Source organism: Sphingomonas montanisoli (genome assembly GCF_008274695.1).
Taxonomy (GTDB): Bacteria; Pseudomonadota; Alphaproteobacteria; order Sphingomonadales; family Sphingomonadaceae; genus Rhizorhabdus; species Rhizorhabdus montanisoli.
Genome location: NZ_VTOU01000003.1, coordinates 788,340 through 806,156, shown reverse-complemented (window position 1 = coordinate 806,156; position 17,817 = coordinate 788,340). Strand labels below are relative to the sequence as shown.

At 65.7% G+C, this 17,817-nt stretch carries 13 protein-coding genes; 8 read left to right on the top strand and 5 right to left on the bottom strand.

Annotated elements, in window-relative coordinates; translation table 11 throughout:
- Nucleotides 1-47: 47 nt before the first annotated feature.
- Entirely contained in the window at nt 48-1,328 is a 1,281-nt protein-coding gene (gene purD, locus FYJ91_RS15135) for a phosphoribosylamine--glycine ligase (protein ID WP_149523085.1), read from the bottom strand.
- On the opposite strand from purD, the gene xseA reads away from it, so the two are divergent.
- From xseA to FYJ91_RS15120, 3 genes are all read left to right on the top strand, one after another.
- Nucleotides 1,327-2,772, top strand: coding sequence for an exodeoxyribonuclease VII large subunit (xseA, locus tag FYJ91_RS15130; protein ID WP_149523084.1), 1,446 nt, complete (start codon nt 1,327-1,329; stop codon nt 2,770-2,772). The two genes, purD and xseA, sit on opposite strands and share 2 nt — an antisense overlap.
- A gap of 40 nt (nt 2,773-2,812) precedes the next feature.
- Entirely contained in the window at nt 2,813-3,010 is a 198-nt protein-coding gene (locus FYJ91_RS15125; RefSeq protein ID WP_149523083.1) for a DUF2093 domain-containing protein, read from the top strand.
- Between the two features lie 119 nt (nt 3,011-3,129).
- Nucleotides 3,130-3,897: a M23 family metallopeptidase gene (locus FYJ91_RS15120; protein ID WP_149523082.1), complete on the top strand. Its 768-nt coding sequence runs from the start codon at nt 3,130-3,132 to the stop codon at nt 3,895-3,897.
- 3 nt (nt 3,898-3,900) lie between these two features.
- On the opposite strand, the gene FYJ91_RS15115 is transcribed toward FYJ91_RS15120, so the two are convergent.
- A complete protein-coding gene (locus tag FYJ91_RS15115; RefSeq protein WP_246152642.1) occupies nt 3,901-4,425 on the bottom strand; it encodes a hypothetical protein in 525 nt (174 codons plus the stop codon).
- A gap of 263 nt (nt 4,426-4,688) precedes the next feature.
- Here FYJ91_RS15115 and FYJ91_RS15110 point away from each other — a divergent pair, with 263 nt between their 5' ends.
- On the top strand, nt 4,689-7,631 hold the full coding sequence (locus FYJ91_RS15110) for a TonB-dependent receptor domain-containing protein (protein WP_342788018.1): 2,943 nt from the start codon (nt 4,689-4,691) through the stop codon (nt 7,629-7,631).
- Nucleotides 7,632-7,737: 106 nt separating this feature from the next.
- On the opposite strand, the gene FYJ91_RS15105 is transcribed toward FYJ91_RS15110, so the two are convergent.
- Entirely contained in the window at nt 7,738-8,754 is a 1,017-nt protein-coding gene (locus tag FYJ91_RS15105) for a hypothetical protein (protein ID WP_149523080.1), read from the bottom strand.
- 82 nt (nt 8,755-8,836) lie between these two features.
- Here FYJ91_RS15105 and FYJ91_RS15100 point away from each other — a divergent pair, with 82 nt between their 5' ends.
- Nucleotides 8,837-10,075, top strand: coding sequence for an aspartyl/asparaginyl beta-hydroxylase domain-containing protein (locus FYJ91_RS15100; RefSeq protein ID WP_246152641.1), 1,239 nt, complete (start codon nt 8,837-8,839; stop codon nt 10,073-10,075).
- Here FYJ91_RS15100 and FYJ91_RS15095 read toward each other — a convergent pair.
- A complete protein-coding gene (locus FYJ91_RS15095) occupies nt 10,072-11,520 on the bottom strand; it encodes a tetratricopeptide repeat-containing sulfotransferase family protein (protein ID WP_181008526.1) in 1,449 nt (482 codons plus the stop codon). The two genes, FYJ91_RS15100 and FYJ91_RS15095, sit on opposite strands and share 4 nt — an antisense overlap.
- A 176-nt stretch (nt 11,521-11,696) precedes the next feature.
- Between FYJ91_RS15095 and FYJ91_RS15090 the strand changes: the two genes are divergently transcribed.
- Nucleotides 11,697-11,882: a hypothetical protein gene (locus FYJ91_RS15090; RefSeq protein ID WP_149523077.1), complete on the top strand. Its 186-nt coding sequence runs from the start codon at nt 11,697-11,699 to the stop codon at nt 11,880-11,882.
- A gap of 47 nt (nt 11,883-11,929) precedes the next feature.
- Here FYJ91_RS15090 and clpB read toward each other — a convergent pair whose 3' ends face one another.
- Nucleotides 11,930-14,509, bottom strand: coding sequence for an ATP-dependent chaperone ClpB (clpB, locus tag FYJ91_RS15085; RefSeq protein WP_149523076.1), 2,580 nt, complete (start codon nt 14,507-14,509; stop codon nt 11,930-11,932).
- 131 nt (nt 14,510-14,640) lie between these two features.
- On the opposite strand from clpB, the gene FYJ91_RS15080 reads away from it, so the two are divergent.
- Nucleotides 14,641-17,490, top strand: a complete 2,850-nt coding sequence (locus FYJ91_RS15080; protein WP_149523075.1) for a M16 family metallopeptidase — start codon at nt 14,641-14,643, stop codon at nt 17,488-17,490.
- Complete coding sequence (locus FYJ91_RS15075; protein ID WP_149523074.1) at nt 17,487-17,798, top strand: hypothetical protein; 312 nt, start codon at nt 17,487-17,489, stop codon at nt 17,796-17,798. Before FYJ91_RS15080 ends, FYJ91_RS15075 begins: the two co-directional genes overlap by 4 nt.
- Nucleotides 17,799-17,817 lie beyond the last annotated feature (19 nt).

Here is a 17,817-nt window from a genome sequence, read left to right as displayed (position 1 = left end):
TCGGGCGGGGCGTTGCCACCCCGTCTCCTCTCAAATGCCCCTGCGGCTCAACCGTTCCGCTGCCGTGCCATTTCGCGCCAGCCGATGTCGCGGCGGCAGAAGCCGCTCGGGAAATCGAGTGCGTCGACCGCGGCATAGGCCGTGTCGCGGGCGCGGCCGATGTCGGCTTCGATCGTGGTCACGTTGAGCACGCGGCCCCCGCTGGCGACGAGGCCGGCCGCGCCGCGATAGGTGCCCGCGTGGAAGATCTTGGCGCCCTTCGCCTCGGCCTCGACGATCTGGCGGATGTGCCCGCCCTTCGCCGGCGTGCCGGGATAGCCGTTCGCCGCCATGACGACGGTCAGTGCGGTGTTGGGCGACAGGCTGGGTCGTGCGACCTCGGCCAATTTGCCTTCGGCAACCGCGAGGAGAATCGGCAGCAAATCGTCCTCCAGGCGCATCATCAACACCTGGCACTCGGGGTCGCCGAAGCGCGCATTATATTCGATCAGCTTGGGGCCATCGGCGGTCAGCATCAGTCCGGCATAGAGCACACCGGCATAGGGCATGCCCGCCGCCGCCATCGCGCGGACGGTCGGCTCGACGATCTCGCGCATCGCGCGCGCTTCGAGGTCTGCGGTCAGGACGGGGGCGGGGCTGTAGGCGCCCATGCCGCCGGTATTGGGGCCGACATCGCCATCGCCGACGCGCTTGTGATCCTGCGCCGATCCGAACGGAACCACCGTCATGCCATCGGTCAGCGCGAAGAAGCTCGCTTCCTCGCCGGTCAGGAATTCTTCGATCACCACTTCGGCGCCCGCACCGCCAAACCCGCCAGCGAACATGTCGTCGAGGGCCGCCTCGGCTTCGGCCGAGGTTTCGGCGATCACCACGCCCTTGCCCGCGGCGAGGCCATCGGCCTTGATCACCACCGGCAGGCCGAACTCCGACAGCGCCGCCTTCGCCGTCGTCGCGTCGGTGAAGCGCTTATAGGCGGCGGTCGGAATGTTCTCCCGCGCGCACAGATCCTTCGTAAAGCCCTTCGATCCTTCGAGCTGCGCCGCCGCCCGGGTTGGGCCGAAGCACAGGATGCCGTTCGCCTGCAGCAGATCGGCGAGACCGACCACCAGCGGCGCTTCCGGCCCGATCACCACCAGCCCGACATTCTCGTCGCGCGCGAAGGCCAGCACCGATTCGATGTGGGTCGGGTCGAGGTCGACACACTCCGCCACCTCTTCTATCCCCGGATTGCCGGGTGCGGCGAAGAGCTTGGTCAGCCGTTCGGATTGCGCCAGCTTCCACGCGAGCGCATGTTCGCGGCCCCCCGATCCGAGCAGCAGGACGATCATGAACGACTTCCCCTCGACGCAGCCCGGTTCGGGCGAAGGCCGCCTGTTAGCCGAGGAGTTGCCGGGCGACAACGCGCCCGCGCAAAGCGTGTCCGAACTGTCGGGCGCGCTCAAGCGGTCGGTCGAAAGCCAGTTTGGCCATGTTCGCGTGCGCGGCGAGATTTCGGGATTCAAAAGGGTCGCATCGGGCCACTGTTATCTGGCGCTGAAGGATGACGGCGCCGTCATCGACGGGGTGATCTGGAAAGGGCAGGCGAACATGCTGCGTTTCCGCCCCGAGGACGGGATCGAGGTGATCGCGACGGGGCGGCTCACCACCTATCCGGGCCGGTCCAAATATCAGATCGTGATCGACCGTATGGAAATTGCGGGCGCGGGCGCGCTGATGGCGCTGCTCGACCAGCGCCGCCGCGCGCTGGCGGCCGAAGGATTGTTCGATGAAGGGCGCAAGCGGCCGCTTCCTTTCCTGCCGCGCGTGATCGGGGTGGTGACCTCGCCCACCGGTGCGGTGATCCGCGATATCCTCCATCGGCTTGAGGATCGCTGTCCGACCCGCGTGATCCTGTGGCCGGTGCTGGTGCAGGGGGAGGGCGCGGCGCAGCAGGTGGCGAATGCAGTACGCGGTTTCGGCGCGCTGGCACCCGACGGGCCGATCCCGCGTCCCGATCTCCTCATCGTCGCGCGCGGTGGCGGATCGATCGAGGATCTGTGGGCCTTCAACGAAGAGGCGGTCGTGCGCTCGGTTGCCGAATCGCCGATCCCGGTGATCTCGGCCGTGGGGCATGAGACCGATACGACCCTGTGCGACTTCGCCGCCGATCTGCGTGCGCCCACGCCGACCGCTGCAGCCGAGATCGCGGTGCCGGTGCGCGCTGATCTCGCTCACCATATCCGCGAGCTCGGCGCGCGCGCGGGACGTCTGCTCGCGCGGTATCAGGAGCGTGCGGGGGAAAGGTTCGAAGCGATCGCCCGGCTCCTTCCGGGGCCCGCACAATTGCTCGATGCGCGTCGCCAGCAGGTCGACGATCTTGGTGAGAGGGTGGGGCGCGGGCTCGAACGGCGGATCGCGATCGCGCGCGGCGATCTGGCGCATGCGGCGGGCGCGCTTCGCCCTGCTTTGCTGGCTCAGCGGCTGGCCCGAGCCACGGAGCGTTTCGAAGCAGTCCGCCTCGATCCGCAACTGGTCACTCGCCGTATCGACGAGCGGCGCGACCGGCTCGACCGTATCTGGCGCCTCGCCGAAAGCCTCCATCCCGATCGGCCGCTGCGGCTCGGCTATGTCCGTGTCGAGAAGCGCGGCGGGGGCGTGGTGGCGAGCGCCGATGCGGCACGCACGGCCACTGCGCTGACGCTCCATTTCGCCGACGGTCCGGTCGATGTGCGCACCGATCGCGGCGGAAAGGCAGCGTCCGCGCCGGTGCCCGCGCAACCCGACCTGTTCTAACCGCATCCTTGTCGTTATATCGGCGGCCGAGGAGTTTTCGATGCTGATGTCCCACAGCCGCCAGGCCAAGCTGCACTATCTCGCGAACGGGTTTCGCGTGCTGGTGCCTGGCGATCATGTCGTCTGTGCGGTCAGCGGCGCGCCTGTCGCGCTCGACAATCTGAAATATTGGAGTGTCGCGCGGCAGGAAGCCTATGCCTCCGCCGAGGAAGCGACCGCCGCGGAACGCCGCGCTTGATCCGCCTTCGGGCGGGCGCGCTTTCCGGTTTCCTGCTGATTGGCGGATGCGTTGCACCCAGCGCGCCGCCACCTCCTCCTCCGGTTTCCGCCGCTCCCGTCCGTCCGTCTGCCACCGTTATGGCCACCAAGGCTGATTTCGCGCTCAGCGGCCGGATCGAACAGGGCGGTCTCGCCTCCGGGATCGTGCCGACGGGCACCGTGGCGCTTGGTCTCGATGGCAAGCCGGTGCCCTTCGCCACCGATCGCCATTTCCTGATCGGCTTCGATCGCGATGCGCCGGCGACCGCTTTGCTCGTCGCCACGATGGCGGATGGCAGCCGGCACCAGCTTGCCTTGTCGATCTTGCCGCACGCCTGGAAGATCGAATCGCTCCCCACGCTGCCGCGCGGGACGACGCCGACGCCCGAATTTCTCGCCCGCCGCAAGATCGAGCTCGACCGGATCGTCACGGCGCGTGCGACCGATACGGGCGCGCAGGGGTGGCGTCAGGCGCTCGCCTGGCCTGCGACCGGGCGGATCAGTGGTGTGTTCGGATCGCAGCGTATCTATGCGGGGGAACCCGGCGCGTTCCATGCTGGGGTCGACGTTGCACGGCCGACCGGTACACCGGTCGCGGCGCCCGCAGACGGGGTGATCATCCTCGCCGCCGATGCGCCCTTCAGCCTGGAGGGCAATCTGCTGATGATCGATCACGGCATGGGCCTGAACAGCGCCTTCCTCCATCTCTCGCGGATCGACGTCCGGCGAGGCGATATCGTGCGGCGCGGCCAGATCGTCGGCGCGATCGGGATGACCGGGCGCGCGACCGGCCCGCACCTTCACTGGGCAATGAAATGGCGCGATGCTCGCATCGACCCGGCACCGCTCGCCGGGCCGATGCCCTGATCTTTACTGGACGCGGCGGAAACGAACGCCGCGGTTGAAGCCGACCGATCCCAGGAAGCTGCCCATCGTCGCCTTCTTGATCCGGATCTTGTCGCCGATCTTGGGCGCCGTCGCCATGCCATCGCTGGTTTCCCAGGTGCCGGCATCGTTGGCCAGGACGAACGACCAGCCATTGCCCGCGCGCCGCACCGACTGGACGGTGGATTCGATCTCGTTGGTGTCGTCCTTCTCGTCCAGCTTCTTGCCGCCCAGCGAAAATTTGGGAAGCGTGAAGCCGAACAGCGAGCGGCGCGTCTCCTGCACCTGTTTGCGGTCCATGATCACCAGGTCGTCATTCTTCTCGGCCGCGTCGAGCGCGCTCACCTGCGCGTCATAGCAGGCAAGCCGCTGGGTCGGCTCGGTTATCGCGCGGCAGGCGACCAGCTTATCGAACATCTCGGGCCGGCGCGCTTCGGGTGCAGCCGCCACCGCAGGCGCGAGCAGCGCGACAATGACGGCGGGGAGCAGGATTTTTGCGCGGTTTGGCAATGCAATCTCCATCCATTTGAAATATTATGACCCTGCAGGGCGCAGTGTAGCAACGAGATGTCGCAACTGTTGCAAAAAGGCGACAACGACGGCGCAACACGCTCCCGACCTTAACGTCCGCTTTACAGCCCGATCGGATTTCTTGCACATCTGTTGCCATGCCTGAAAGGGGCGGGTGAGGCGTGCCAGCGCCAAACCGTTTCCCGGAAGGGTTGAGCAGGGGGGCGTTTCAGCTCCGCTCACTCCAGAAAAGGGACTGGAAAGTGACGAATAACTTCAAGAAGACCGCCCGGTTTGGGCTCGGCGTCAGCGCCGCGTCGATCGCGCTGTCTATGGTTGCGACGCCTGCCTTCGCGCAGGGCACCCCGCCGGCGGATGCGGCCGCGTCCGACAGCGACGTCATCGTCGTTACCGGCTCGCTCATTCGCAATCCGAACCTCACGGCGTCGAGCCCGGTTGCCAGCGTCGGTGAGAACGAAATCTCGCTGCGCCAGACCACCAACGCCGAACAGCTGATCCGCAACATTCCGGGCGTCGTTCCCAGCCTTGGTGCGAACGTCAACAACGGCAACAACGGTACGTCGCAGGTCGATCTGCGCGGCCTGGGTGAACAGCGCAACATCGTCCTGCTGGACGGCAAGCGCATCATCCCCGCCGACTCCGACGGCGCGGTCGATCTCAACAACATCCCGGTTGCCCTGGTTTCGCGCGTTGACGTGCTGACCGGCGGTGCATCGACCACCTACGGTGCGGATGCGATCTCGGGTGTCGTCAACTTCGTCACGCGTGCCGATTTCTCGGGCATGGACCTGCAGGTTCAGAACGGCATCACCGAAAAGGGTGACGGCCACAACATTCGCGTCGACATGACCGTTGGCGCCAACTTCGACGACGGTCGCGGCAACGCGGTTCTGAGCCTCGGTTATCAGCAGTCCGACCCCATCTATCAGGGCGATCGTGACTCGGGCATCTTCGGCATCAGCACCACCACCGGCGTGGCTTCGGGTTCGTCGTTCACCTCGACCCCGACGGCCATTTCGGCTTCGGGCGGCGACTTCCAGATCAACCCGGCTGGTACGGCGTTCGTGCCTTTCTATCAGGGCTTCAACTTCAACCCGTACAACATCTACAGCACGCCGTTCGAGCGCTTCAACATGTACGGCGCGGCGCGTTATGAAGTGTCGGATTCGATCGAAGTCTATTCGCGCGGCATGTTCTCGAAGAACAAGGTGTCGACCATCGTCGCGCCGTCGGGCATCTTCGGCGTCGGCTATGACATTCCGCGCACCAATCCGTATCTGACGCCTGCGCTGCAGACCCAGCTCTGCACGATCGGCGGCATCACCTGCACGCCGACGACGATCACGATCCCGGCCGTTTATCGCCGCACGGTCGAAATCGGCCCGCGTGTCAGCGAATATGTCACGCAGCAGTTCGACATCAACGTCGGCGCCAAGTTCAATATCACCGACACCCTGTCGTTCGACCTCTACGGTTCGCATGGCGAATCGGAGAATCAGCAGACCCAGTCGGGCTACGTGTTGAACTCGCGTGTCCAGCAGGCGCTGAACGCGACGAACACCACCAGCTGCGTGAACACGGCCAACAGCTGCGTTCCGCTGAACCTGTTCGGCACGATCACGCCGGCGCAGGCTGCGTTCCTGAACGGTTCGAGCACGATCACCAACAAGACCGAGCTTTCGCAGGTCCACGGCGTGCTCAGCGGTGACTTCGGCTTCACCTCGCCGGCGGCTTCGGATCCGATCGCATTCGCGGCGGGCGCCGAATATCGCAACTACGTCGCGAAGCGCATTCCTGACATCCTGGCGCTCGTCCCGGGTGAACTGGGTGGCGCCGGTGGCGCGGTCCTGCCGCTCTCGGGTGGCTATGACGTCCGCGAAGCGTTCGGCGAAATCATCGCGCCGCTCGTTTCCGACAAGCCTTTCTTCCACGAGCTGACCGCCGAAGCCGGCGTCCGCTATTCGAAGTACAAGGTCGATGCGGCTGGCAGCCCGAAGTTCAGCGCCACGACCTGGAAGGTCGGCGGCACCTGGGCTCCGGTCGAGGACTTCAAGATCCGCGGTAACTATCAGCGCGCGGTTCGTGCGCCGAGCATCTCCGAGCTGTTCGCACCGGTGGTGACGAGCCTGACCAACCTCAACCGCGATCCTTGCGCGGGTGCGGCACCGACGACCAACGCCAACCTGGCGGCGATCTGCCGTGCACAGGGCGCTCCCGCAGCGTCGGTGGCAGCTGGCTCGATCCAGACGCCGAGCGCTGGCCAGGCCAACTACACGGGCGGCGGCAACCCGAACCTGCAGCCGGAAAAGGCCAACACCTACACGATCGGTGTCGTCCTGCAGCCGCGTGAGTTCCTCCCGAACTTCACCATGACCGTCGATTACTACAACATCGACATCAAGAACGCGATCACGCGCGCGACCCCGGACGACGTGCTGAACGCCTGCTTCGGTAACATCACCGCGGCATCGGCTACCTCGGCGGCCTGCACCGGCATCCGTCGTAACGTCGCCAACGGCCGTCTCAGCGGTACGTCGACCGCGGCCAACCCAATCCCGGGTCTGCCGTCGCCGCGCACCAACCTGGGCCGTCTGAAGACCGACGGTATCGATCTGGCGCTCAACTACACGTACGACTTCGACGTCGTGAAGCTCGGCCTGAACTTCCAGGGCAACTGGACGCACAAGAACGTGTTCCAGGCGTCTTCGACGGCCTATGCGCGTGATTGCGTCGGCTATTACAGCGCCAACTGCGAATCGATCCAGCCGGAATACTCGTTCACGCAGCGCACGACCCTGTCGTTCGACAGCGTCGACGTGTCGCTGTTCTGGCGCTGGATCGACAAGGTCGAATATGAAGGTTCAGCTTCTGACTTCGTCGCTCGTGGCTTCACCGCCGCGAACCGCCGGATCTTCAGCGGCACCGTCACCGGCCCGAGCCCGCTGGCTGGCAACAGCTATGACTTCAACCGGATCAAGGCCTACAGCCTGTTCGACCTGACGACCCGCGTTAACGTGACCGACAATGTCGAAGTCACGATGGCGGCGATCAACCTGTTCAACAAGAAGCCGCCGATCGTCGGTTCGACCACGGGTTCGACCGCGTTCAACAGCGGTAACACCTATCCGTCGACCTACGACGCGATCGGCCGCCGCTACTCGGTGACCGCGCGCCTGAAGTTCTAAGTCGAACTTCGACGGCAAAGATCGGGAGGCGCTCGAAAGGGCGCCTCCCTTTTTTGTGCCTTATCGAGATTGAACGGCTCGGCCGATGCGGCCGGCCTGCATACGATCAGCGCAGCAGCGCGCCGTCGAGGTCCATCGGAATCCCGGCCTTGTCGGCGATCGCGAGTGCCCACTCGGTCACCTTGCCGATCTCATCGCCATGCAGCGCCTGCGCGTCGACACGGTCGGCTTCGCGCTGGCCCGATGCGAAGGCGGTCCCATCCTTGGCATTGCGCCCGAATATGTCGGCGACCACCGCCTGATGATCGACGGTACCCCCCAAGTCGAGAAAGCTTCTGCACGCCGCCAACGTCTCGAGTGGCCGCGCGGTCAGCACGTCGCTGTTGAGTGTCCGGACGCGATCCGGCCAGCGGCGCGCGATCTCCGCAAACAGCGCCTGCTGCGCCAGCCAGCCGACCGCAGCGGCCTGCAGATCGGTGTGGAGCAGATAGTCGCGCTGTTCGAAGCCCAGCCGCACCATCCCCTCGGCCAGCTGGTTCGCCAGCAGTTCGCGGACCCACAGCCGCCCCCACATCCCCTTGCGCGCGATCGATCCGACGAAGGCGCCGAGCGGGGCGTGGAGCAGGATCGCCTTCGCATCGGGCCGCATCGACAGCATCGCGGCGGACAGCCCGTTGACGATATTGGATGGCTTGACGATCACCGCCTCGCCCTCTTCGAACGGGCGCGCCAACAGGGTCAGCGATCGATCGAGGACGTCGCCGATCCGCTCGGGCTGGCCACCGCGATGGCGCCAGCCGACGATGTCGTTGAGCAGCACGGGCTCCTTCAACCCCGACGCCGATCCGCGCTGGTCGAGCGCATTGACCAGCAGCGTGGAGCAGCAGTAAGCCGAATGGAATATGAAATGCAGCGGAGCCGCCGGCGCTGAAACAGCAATGTCGTTCCGCGACGCGACCAATGGCTCGCGCGCCTGCGGCATGTTCTCGTCGGTCAGGAAGGGAATGGACTGCCTTTGTGCGCGATCGCTCACGACGAACTGGAAGGCGTCATGATCCGGATCGTAACGATGGGCGAGCCACTCGGGCGTGAGCGGAAATCCGAGGCTGGAGATGCTGATCATGGCCCTGATGTGCAACCCTCGGCATCGCGAGGCAAGTCGCCGATACCCGATCTGCCGATGATCGAAGCCTGATCCTGTGTCCGTGGACGATCTCCTGACCGCCGCCGCCCGCGCCCGCGATGCGGGCGATGCCGCCGCGGAACGGCGCCTGCTCGATCAGGCGCGCGGCCTCGCGCCGGAAAACCCGCTGATCCTCAACGCCTGCGGCATGGCGGCGCTGCGCCGGAGCGATCCGGCCGCCGCCCGCCGCTGGTTCGAGGCCGCCGCCGATCGTGATCGCGAACAGCCTGCTTTGTGGATGAACATCGCGACGGCCTGCCGCACGCTTCAGGACGATGCGGGTGAGCAAAGCGCGCTCGAACAGGCGCTTGCGATCGATCGCCGCAATTTCATGGCGCAACTCCGGCTTGCCGAGCTGCACGAGCGCCGGGGTGACGCCATCGCCGCCGCGATCGGGTGGAGTGCGGTGGTCCAGCTCGCCCGCACGGTGGATCCGCAGCCGCCGATCGTGGCCGACGCGGCACGCCGGGGTGAGGCCTTTCTGGCTGCGCATAACGGTCGGATCGACGCGCGGCTCGATGCGCTGGTGGGCGACAAGGTCGATGCGATGGGCGACGCCGCGCGCCGGTTCCGCGCCTGTGTCGACCACAGCCTCGGTCGGCGCCGTATCTACACGAACCAGTGCGAAGGGCTGCATTATCCCTTCCTGCCCGCCGACGAGTTCTTCGATCGCGCGCATTTCCCGTGGCTGCCCGCACTCGAAGCCCGGACCGAGGCCATCGCCGCCGAAGCGATCGCGATGTTGCGCGATGCCGGGCCATTGATCCGGCCTTATGTCCGCATGGATGCCGGTTCGCCCGAGACCAAATGGTCGGGCCTCGACGGTTCGCTCGACTGGAGCGCCTGCTTCCTGTGGGAATATGGCGTCCGCAACGATCCGGTCTGCGCGGCCTGCCCTGAAACTGCCGCGGCGCTGGCGGCGATCCCGCAGACGAACATTCCGGGCAAGGCGCCGTCGGCCTTCTTCTCGATCTTGCGACCGGGCGCGCATATCCCGCCGCACACCGGCGTCACCAACACCCGCGCGATCATCCATCTGCCGCTCGTGGTTCCCGGTGGTTGTCGTTTCCGCGTCGGCGGGGAGACGCGCGAATGGCGGGTCGGCGAGGCCTTCGGCTTCGACGATACGATCGAGCACGAGGCATGGAACGCCAGCGACGAGATCCGGATCGTCCTGATCCTCGACGTGTGGAATCCCTATCTGACAACCGACGAACAGCAGCTGTTGGCGGCCTTTTTCGAGGCGGCCGATACTGTCTAGCCGAGCGCGCGCCTCACGTCGGCCAGGAACGGTGCGTAATTGCGCCATCGGCCCGACGATCGACTGTGGAGCGGTTGCCGCACCTGCCAGCTGCTCGCGGTGCGCACCGATGCCTCGCTCGGTTTCTGCGACAGGCAGGCGTCGTCCCAATCGAGCCCGACGAACGCCAGCAATTCTTCGACGACGGGCTGCGGGTTTGTGACAAGCCGATCATAATCGAGATCGAAGATATCGTCGGGGTATAGGCGCGACCAATGGTCCATCAGCCGGCGATAGGCGCGGATATGATGGACGATGTCGCCCAGGTCGTTCCCGTAAGCGACGCCGTCGGCGAAGTTGAGGCTGTAGATCGACACCAGAGTGTCGATCGGGTCGCGCCGCGTGTGGATGATCTTCGCGGTCGGAAACAGCGTCTTGATCAGCCCGATATGCAGGAAATTGTCGGGTCGCTTGTCGGTGACGATGCGCGCGCCGGCTCGAAGCGTCGCGATCTCGCCGAGATATTGGTCGCGCAGTTCGGCCAGCAAAGCCGGTGTCGCCGACTCCAGTGTCGCGGGATAAGGCGACAGGCGCTGCGCCACGATCGCGGGCACCGCTTCCAGTTCGCCACCGGCGGCGACATCGCGGTGGCGTGCAAGAACCTGTTCGGCCAGTGTCGATCCCGATCGGAACATGCCGCAGATGAATAAAGGCGGCATGTCGCTGCCGGCGGGAAGCGGCGGCGGCAGCTTCGCCGCGATCAGCGCGTCGACCAGGCGATCATGGGCGTCGCGCGAATAGGTTTCGGCGGGTGACCGGAGCCGCCGCGCCCCGTCATTGGCCGATCGCAGCGCCGCCCACGCTTCATTATATCGGCCGGCTGCGTCGAGCGCGTTGCCCAGCGCGAAGCCGATCTCGACAGCATCTTCGGGGTGCAGCCGGTGCTGCAGCGCCTTGCGCAATGCGGTGACGGCGCGCTCAGGTGCCTGTTCGAACTGGTCGATCGCCGCGGTCCGCGCGAGCGCGCGGCCGTTGAGCGGATCGATCCCAAGCACGCGCGCATATGTGGCACGCGCATCCGCCCGGCGCCCATGATCCTCGTGGATGTGCCCCAGATTGAGCAGCGCGATGACGTAGCGGGGATTGGCACGTAGCGCGGCGTTCAGTTCGGCGACGGCTTCCGCTTCGCTCAGAAGGTGATCCGACAGGATCGCCGCGCGGTTGACGTGCGCCTCTTCAGGTTGCGCGACGTTGAGTGCGAGCGCACGGGCATAAGCATCCAGTGCCGGTTCGAACCGGCGCAGGCAGCGCAGCACATAGCCATAGTTGAACCAGTCGTTCGCGCTGTCCGGGCGCGCGGCGAGCAACGCGGCATAGGCGTCCGCCGCGGGCTCGTACCGTCGCTGCGACAGCAGGGTGGCGGCCTGTCGCCCCAGGCTGGCGATATCAACCGATTGCGAAACCATGACATCCCCGATGCCACGCCAAACCTCGTAAATCCACCAGGATCCGTTGATGGCAACCCGGCTTCGACATATAGTAAGCCATCCGAAACGGGGTAAATCAGATGAAAGTTCTCGTTGGTCTCGCTCTACTCGCTGCCACAATATCGTCCGCTGCATTTGCGGAGGATGCGCCTAAGGTGAAAGATCGCAAGTCGCCCGATTATGTGCGCTGCGTCACCCAGCCGGAAACAGGCTCGCTGGTCAAGAAGCGGAAAACATGTCGCACCAATGCGCAATGGGATGCGATCGAAGCCGAGCAACAGACGGGTGCAAACGATCTGGTCGTGCGGTCCCGCGCCTTCATCGTTCCTAACCCCGGCTGAACGCCGTCTGCAGAATTATGGCCGGGATCTGACTCCCGGCCACATCTTCACGCTGTCTTCAACTCCAGCTTTCCGTCGCCCTCGTCAATCGTCAGGGACGATCCGTCGGGCACCTCGCCGCGCAGGATCGCGTCGGCGAGCGGATCCTGCAGATATTTCTGCACCGCCCGCTTCAGCGGCCGCGCGCCATAGACCGGGTCGTAACCGACCCGCCCCAGCCACGCCCGCGCTCCGTCGGTCAGCTCCAGCCGGATCTTGCGATCCTTCAGCAGCTTGGCGACGCGGCCAACCTGGATATCGACGATCGGCCCCATGTGGCCCGCCGCCAGACGGTGGAACAGGATGATCTCGTCCAGGCGGTTGAGAAATTCGGGCCGGAAATGCGCCCGCACGATGTCCATCACCTGATCCTCGACGCTCTCGACCGGCTGATCGTCAGCCAGGTTGGCGAGATACTGACTGCCCAGGTTCGACGTCAGGATGATCAACGTGTTCGAGAAGTCGACCGTGCGACCCTGCCCGTCGGTCAGGCGCCCGTCGTCGAGCACCTGGAGCAGAATGTTGAACACGTCGCCATGTGCCTTCTCGACCTCGTCGAACAGGATCACCTGATAGGGGCGACGACGGACCGCCTCGGTCAGCACGCCGCCTTCCTCATAACCGACATAGCCCGGAGGCGCGCCGATCAAGCGTGCGACCGAATGCTTTTCCATGAATTCGGACATGTCGATGCGAACCATCGCGCTGTCGTCGTCGAACAGGAAGCCTGCCAGCGCCTTGGTCAGTTCGGTCTTGCCGACACCCGTCGGCCCCAGGAACAGGAAGCTGCCCAGTGGCCGGTTCGGATCCTGCAAACCCGCGCGCGAACGGCGCACGGCCCGCGCTACGGCCTCGACCGCGTCCTTCTGTCCGATCACGCGCTTGCCCAGTTCGGCTTCCATCGCGAGCAGCTTCTCACGCTCGCCCTCGAGCATCCTGTCGACGGGGATACCGGTCCAGCGGCTGACGACGCCGGCGATGTCCTCGGCGGTGACTTCCTCGCGCAGCATCGCGCCCTCGGACGCGGCCTGCGCCTCGGCGAGCTGCTTTTCGAGGCCGGGAATCGTGCCGTAGCTCAGCTCACCCGCGCGCGCGAGATCGCCCTGGCGCTGTGCCTGGTCGAGCGCGATGCGCGCGGTGTCGAGCTGCTCCTTGATCTTCGCGTCGGCGTTGATCTTGTCCTTCTCGGCCTGCCAGCGCGTGGTGAGCGCCGCCGACTGTTCCTCCAGATCGGCGAGGTCGGTCTCGAGCGCGTCGAGACGATCGGCCGACGCCGCATCGGTCTCCTTCTTCAACGCCTCGCGCTCGATCTTCAGGCGTATGATCCGCCGGTCGAGCGCCTCGATCTCCTCGGGCTTGGATTCGACCTCCATGCGCAGCCGCGACGCGGCCTCGTCCATCAGGTCGATCGCCTTGTCGGGCAGGAAACGGTCGGTGATGTAGCGATTGCTGAGCGTCGCGGCGGAAACCAGCGCGCCGTCGGTGATCCGCACGCCGTGGTGCAGCTCATATTTGTCCTTCAGCCCGCGCAGGATCGACACGGTATCCTCGACGGTCGGCTCGCCCACGAAGACGGGCTGGAAGCGCCGCTGGAGCGCCGGGTCCTTTTCGACATATTTGCGATATTCGTCGAGCGTGGTGGCGCCGATGCAGTGCAGTTCGCCGCGCGCGAGCGCGGGTTTCAGCAGGTTGCCGGCATCCATCGCGCCTTCGGATTTGCCGGCACCGACCAGCGTATGCATCTCGTCGATGAACAGGACGATGTCGCCGTCGGCGCCCTTCACCTCGTCGAGCACACCCTTCAGCCGCTCCTCGAACTCACCGCGATATTTCGCGCCGGCGATCAGGCTGCCCATGTCGAGCGCCATCAGTTTGCGGTCCTTCAGGCCATCGGGCACGTCGCCATTGGCGATGCGCAGCGCCAACCCTTCCGCGATCGCGGTCTTGCCGGTGCCGGGTTCGCCGATCAGGACGGGGTTGTTCTTGGTACGCCGCGCCAGAATCTGGATCGTGCGGCGGATCTCCTCGTCGCGGCCGATGACGGGGTCCAGCTTGCCGTCGCGCGCCGCCTGCGTCAGATCGCGCGCGAATTTTTTCAGGGCATCGTAGCGATCCTCGGCACCTGCCGTGTCGGCGGTGCGGCCGCCGCGCAGCTCGTTGATCGCGGCGTTGATCGCCTCGGGCTTCGCATTCGCCGTCTGCAGTGCCTTGCCGGCGGCGGTGTTGAGGCTGAGCGCCAGCGCGACCAGCAGCCGCTCTACCGTGACGAAGCTGTCGCCCGCCTTCTGCGCGATCTGCTCGGCCTGATCGAGCACGCGGACCAGATCATTGTCGATGCCGGGCGTCTGCTGCGCGCCCGATCCGCTGACGGCCGGAATCTTCGACAGCGCCAGATCGGTCTCGCTCAGCGCGCGCTTGGCGTCGCCGCCGGCCTTCTCGATCAGGCCGGACGCCATGCCCTGTTCGTCTTCGAGCAGCGCCTTAAGGAGATGTTCAGGCGCGATCCGCTGATGGCTCATCCGGATCGCGACGGTCTGCGCCGATTGCAGAAAGCCCTTGGCGCGGTCGGTGAATTTCTCGAGGTTCATTCGTGATACCCTGTTGCTTATAGGCCGGATATGGTGTGACTTTTGGGCAACACAAGTCTGGGCGGCGCAAAGATTGCCGTCCCGGCGAACAACGCTATTCTCGACACTTAGTCCATTTGCGGAGAGCCTGCTTGTTCCTTTCCCGATTCCGCACCCGTTCGTCGCGCACCTTCACTCTCCTCGCCTTGCTGGCCTCGACCCCGGCATTCGCACTGACCCAGGCGCAGATCGCGCCGACCGCCAAGCTCCCCGATCTCGTCGCCCGTGTCGATATTCCTTATGACAGCTTCACGCTGGCCAACGGGTTGCGCGTGATCGTCCACACCGATCGCAAGGCGCCGATCGTCGCGGTGCAGGTCTGGTATCATGTCGGGTCGAAGGACGAGCCCGCGGGCAAGACGGGCTTCGCGCATCTGTTCGAACACCTGATGTTCAACGGATCGGAAAATTCGCCCGGCGATTTCTTCGCGCCGCTTCAGGTGATCGGCGCGACCGACATGAACGGCACGACCAGCTTCGAACGCACCAACTATTTCGAAACGGTACCGACCGCGGGGCTGGAGCGCACTCTGTGGCTCGAAAGCGATCGGATGGGGCATCTGCTCGGCGCGATCGACCAGAAGATCCTCGATAACCAGCGCGGCGTCGTCCAGAACGAGAAGCGCGAGGGCGACAACCAGCCTTATGGCATGTCGCGTTATGCGATGATGGAGGGGCTGTTTCCCGAAGGGCATCCCTATCATCACTCGACGATCGGCTCGATGGCCGATCTCGATGCCGCCAGTCTCGACGATGTGAAGGCGTGGTTCCGCGCGAAATACGGCCCGAACAACGCCGTGATCGTGCTGGCGGGTGACATCGACGCGGCGACCGCAAAGCCGCTGATGGAGAAATATTTCGGCGATATCGCGCGCGGGCCGGAGGTGACCCACCCTGCGATCAGCGTGCCGACGCTGGCCGCGCCCAAGACGATCGAGATGACCGATCAGGTCGCGACCACGCGGATCATGCGTCTGTGGGCGGTGCCGGGCATCACCGACAAGGATATCGTCCCGCTCGACGTCGCCGCGACCGTGCTGGGAGGGCTAAACGCCTCGCGCCTCGATAATGCGCTGGTCCGGCGCGAGAAGCTGGCGGTGAGCGTCTCGGCCGGCATCCAGGCGATGGAAGATGTCGGCATGCTGGTCGTCAGCGCCGACGTGCGTCCCGGCGTCGATCCCGCGACGGTTTCGAAGCGGCTTGACGAGATCATCGCCGATCTGCTCGCCAAGGGGCCGAGCGCGGACGAGGTCGCCCGCGTCGCGACACAGGAGGTCACCGACAAGATCGGTGGGCTCGAAGTCGTCGGCGGGCTGGGCGGCAAGGCGTCGCGACTGGCCGAGGGCGCGGTCTATGCGAACGATCCGGCCCACTACAAGGCCGAACTCGCGGCCTATGCCGCCGCCACGCCCGAGCAGGCGACGGCGGTCGCGCGCAAGTGGATGTCGCGCCCGGCGCTCACGATCGTCATCAAGCCCGGCCAGCGCGCCGGCTATGAGGAGGCGAAGCCCGCGCCCGTCAAGGCGCCCCCGGTCGCCCCGGCCAAGCCCGCGCAGCTTGTCGAGAACAAGCCGCGCCTCGCGATGCCGCCTATCGGCAAGGATGCCGACCTGCATTTTCCCAAGGTCGAGCATGCCACGCTCGCGAACGGGATGAAGCTGCTTTACGCGCATCGCGACACGGTGCCGCTGACGCGCGTCTCCTTCGCGTTCGACGCGGGCAACGCCGCCGATCCCAAGGCGAAGCTGGGCACCCAGTCGCTGATGCTCGCGCTGCTCGACGAAGGCACGACCAGCCTCAGTTCGGAAGAGATCGCGATCGCGGAGGAGCGTCTCGGCGTCTCGATCGGCGCCGGAGCCGCGATGGACCGGACGAGCATGGCGGTCACCAGCCTCAGCGCGAACCTCACCCCCGCGCTCGCGCTCTATGCCGACATGCTGCGCAACCCTGCCTTCGCGCCCGAAGAGGTCGATCGCCTGCGCAATCAGCAACTGACCCGCATCGCCTCCGAACTCACCCGGCCGCAGGGGATTGCGACGCGCATCCTGCCGCCTCTGCTTTATGGGCCGGCGCACGGCTATGGCGTGCCGTTCAGCGGCACGGGCGATCCGGCGGTGGTCAAGACATTGTCGTCCGCCGACATGCGCGCCTTCCACGACGCCTGGCTGCGCCCCGACAAGGGGGTGGCGTTCGTCGTTTCCGATCTGCCGCTCGATCGCATCGTCGCTGCGCTCAACACCGGGCTGGGCGACTGGAAGGGGAAGGGGGCGGCCGGCACCAAGGCCGATACCGCGCCGATCCCCGCACAGAAGCCCCGCATCCTGCTGGTCGATCGCCCCGGCTCGCCGCAGACGCTGATCCTCGGCGGGCAGGTGATCGCTGCCAAGGGCACCGACGAGATCGCGACATTGCTGGCGGCCAACGACGTGCTGGGCGGCGATTTCCTGTCGCGGCTCAATTCGGATCTGCGGGAAACCAAGGGCTGGGCTTACGGCGTCTCGTCGATCGTGAACCGCGTCGACGAACGCATGCCCTTCTTCCTCTATGCGCCGGTCCAGTCGGATCGCTCGGGCGATTCGATCGCCGCGATCCTTGCCGACACCCGCGCCTTCCTCGGCCCGAAGGGCGTGACTCAGGTGGAGCGCGATCGCACGATCGACGGCAAGATCCGCGAACTTCCGGGCAGCTTCGAAACCGGCGCCGACGTGCTGAGTGGCATGCAGCGCAACTTCTACGCCAAGCGTGCGGACGATTATTACGATCACCTCGCCGATCGCTATCGCGCGATGACCGCCGCCGATCTCGATGCGTCGATCCGCGCGCAGATCAAGCCCGACGAACTGCTCTGGGTCGTCGTCGGCGACGCCGCAAAGGTCCGCCCGCAGCTCGATCAGCTCAAGCTGCCGATCGAAGCCACCACCCTGCCGGGGGGCGCCAAGTGAGCGGCGATCCCATCGCGGGCGTCTGGGACTGCGTGACGGTCGCCTCGTTCGGCACGCAGGAATCGGTCCTCACGATCGTGCGGGATGGCGATGCCTTCACCGGTACCAACATCGCCGATGTCGGTGAGCTGGAGGTGCAGGATGGGCGGATCGAAGGCCACCGCCTGACGTGGAAGATGCCGACCACCAAGCCGATGAAGATGACGTTGGTGGGCAAGGCGATCGTCAACGACGGCAAGCTGGAGGGCGTCGTGATGCTCGGCGCCTTCGGCAAGGCGACGATGTCGGGGATGAAGCGGGGTGCCTAAAATCCTCCCCCGCCAGGGG

Bases quoted from the DNA above. Each gene is read 5' to 3' on its own strand.
- xseA (WP_149523084.1), top strand. From the start codon at position 1,327: ATGAACGACTTCCCCTCGACGCAGCCCGGTTCGGGCGAAGGCCGCCTG.
- purD (WP_149523085.1), bottom strand. From the start codon at position 1,328: ATGATCGTCCTGCTGCTCGGATCGGGGGGCCGCGAACATGCGCTCGCG.
- FYJ91_RS15125 (WP_149523083.1), top strand. From the start codon at position 2,813: ATGCTGATGTCCCACAGCCGCCAGGCCAAGCTGCACTATCTCGCGAAC.
- FYJ91_RS15120 (WP_149523082.1), top strand. From the start codon at position 3,130: ATGGCCACCAAGGCTGATTTCGCGCTCAGCGGCCGGATCGAACAGGGC.
- FYJ91_RS15105 (WP_149523080.1), bottom strand. From the start codon at position 8,754: ATGATCAGCATCTCCAGCCTCGGATTTCCGCTCACGCCCGAGTGGCTC.
- FYJ91_RS15095 (WP_181008526.1), bottom strand. From the start codon at position 11,520: ATGGTTTCGCAATCGGTTGATATCGCCAGCCTGGGGCGACAGGCCGCC.
- clpB (WP_149523076.1), bottom strand. From the start codon at position 14,509: ATGAACCTCGAGAAATTCACCGACCGCGCCAAGGGCTTTCTGCAATCG.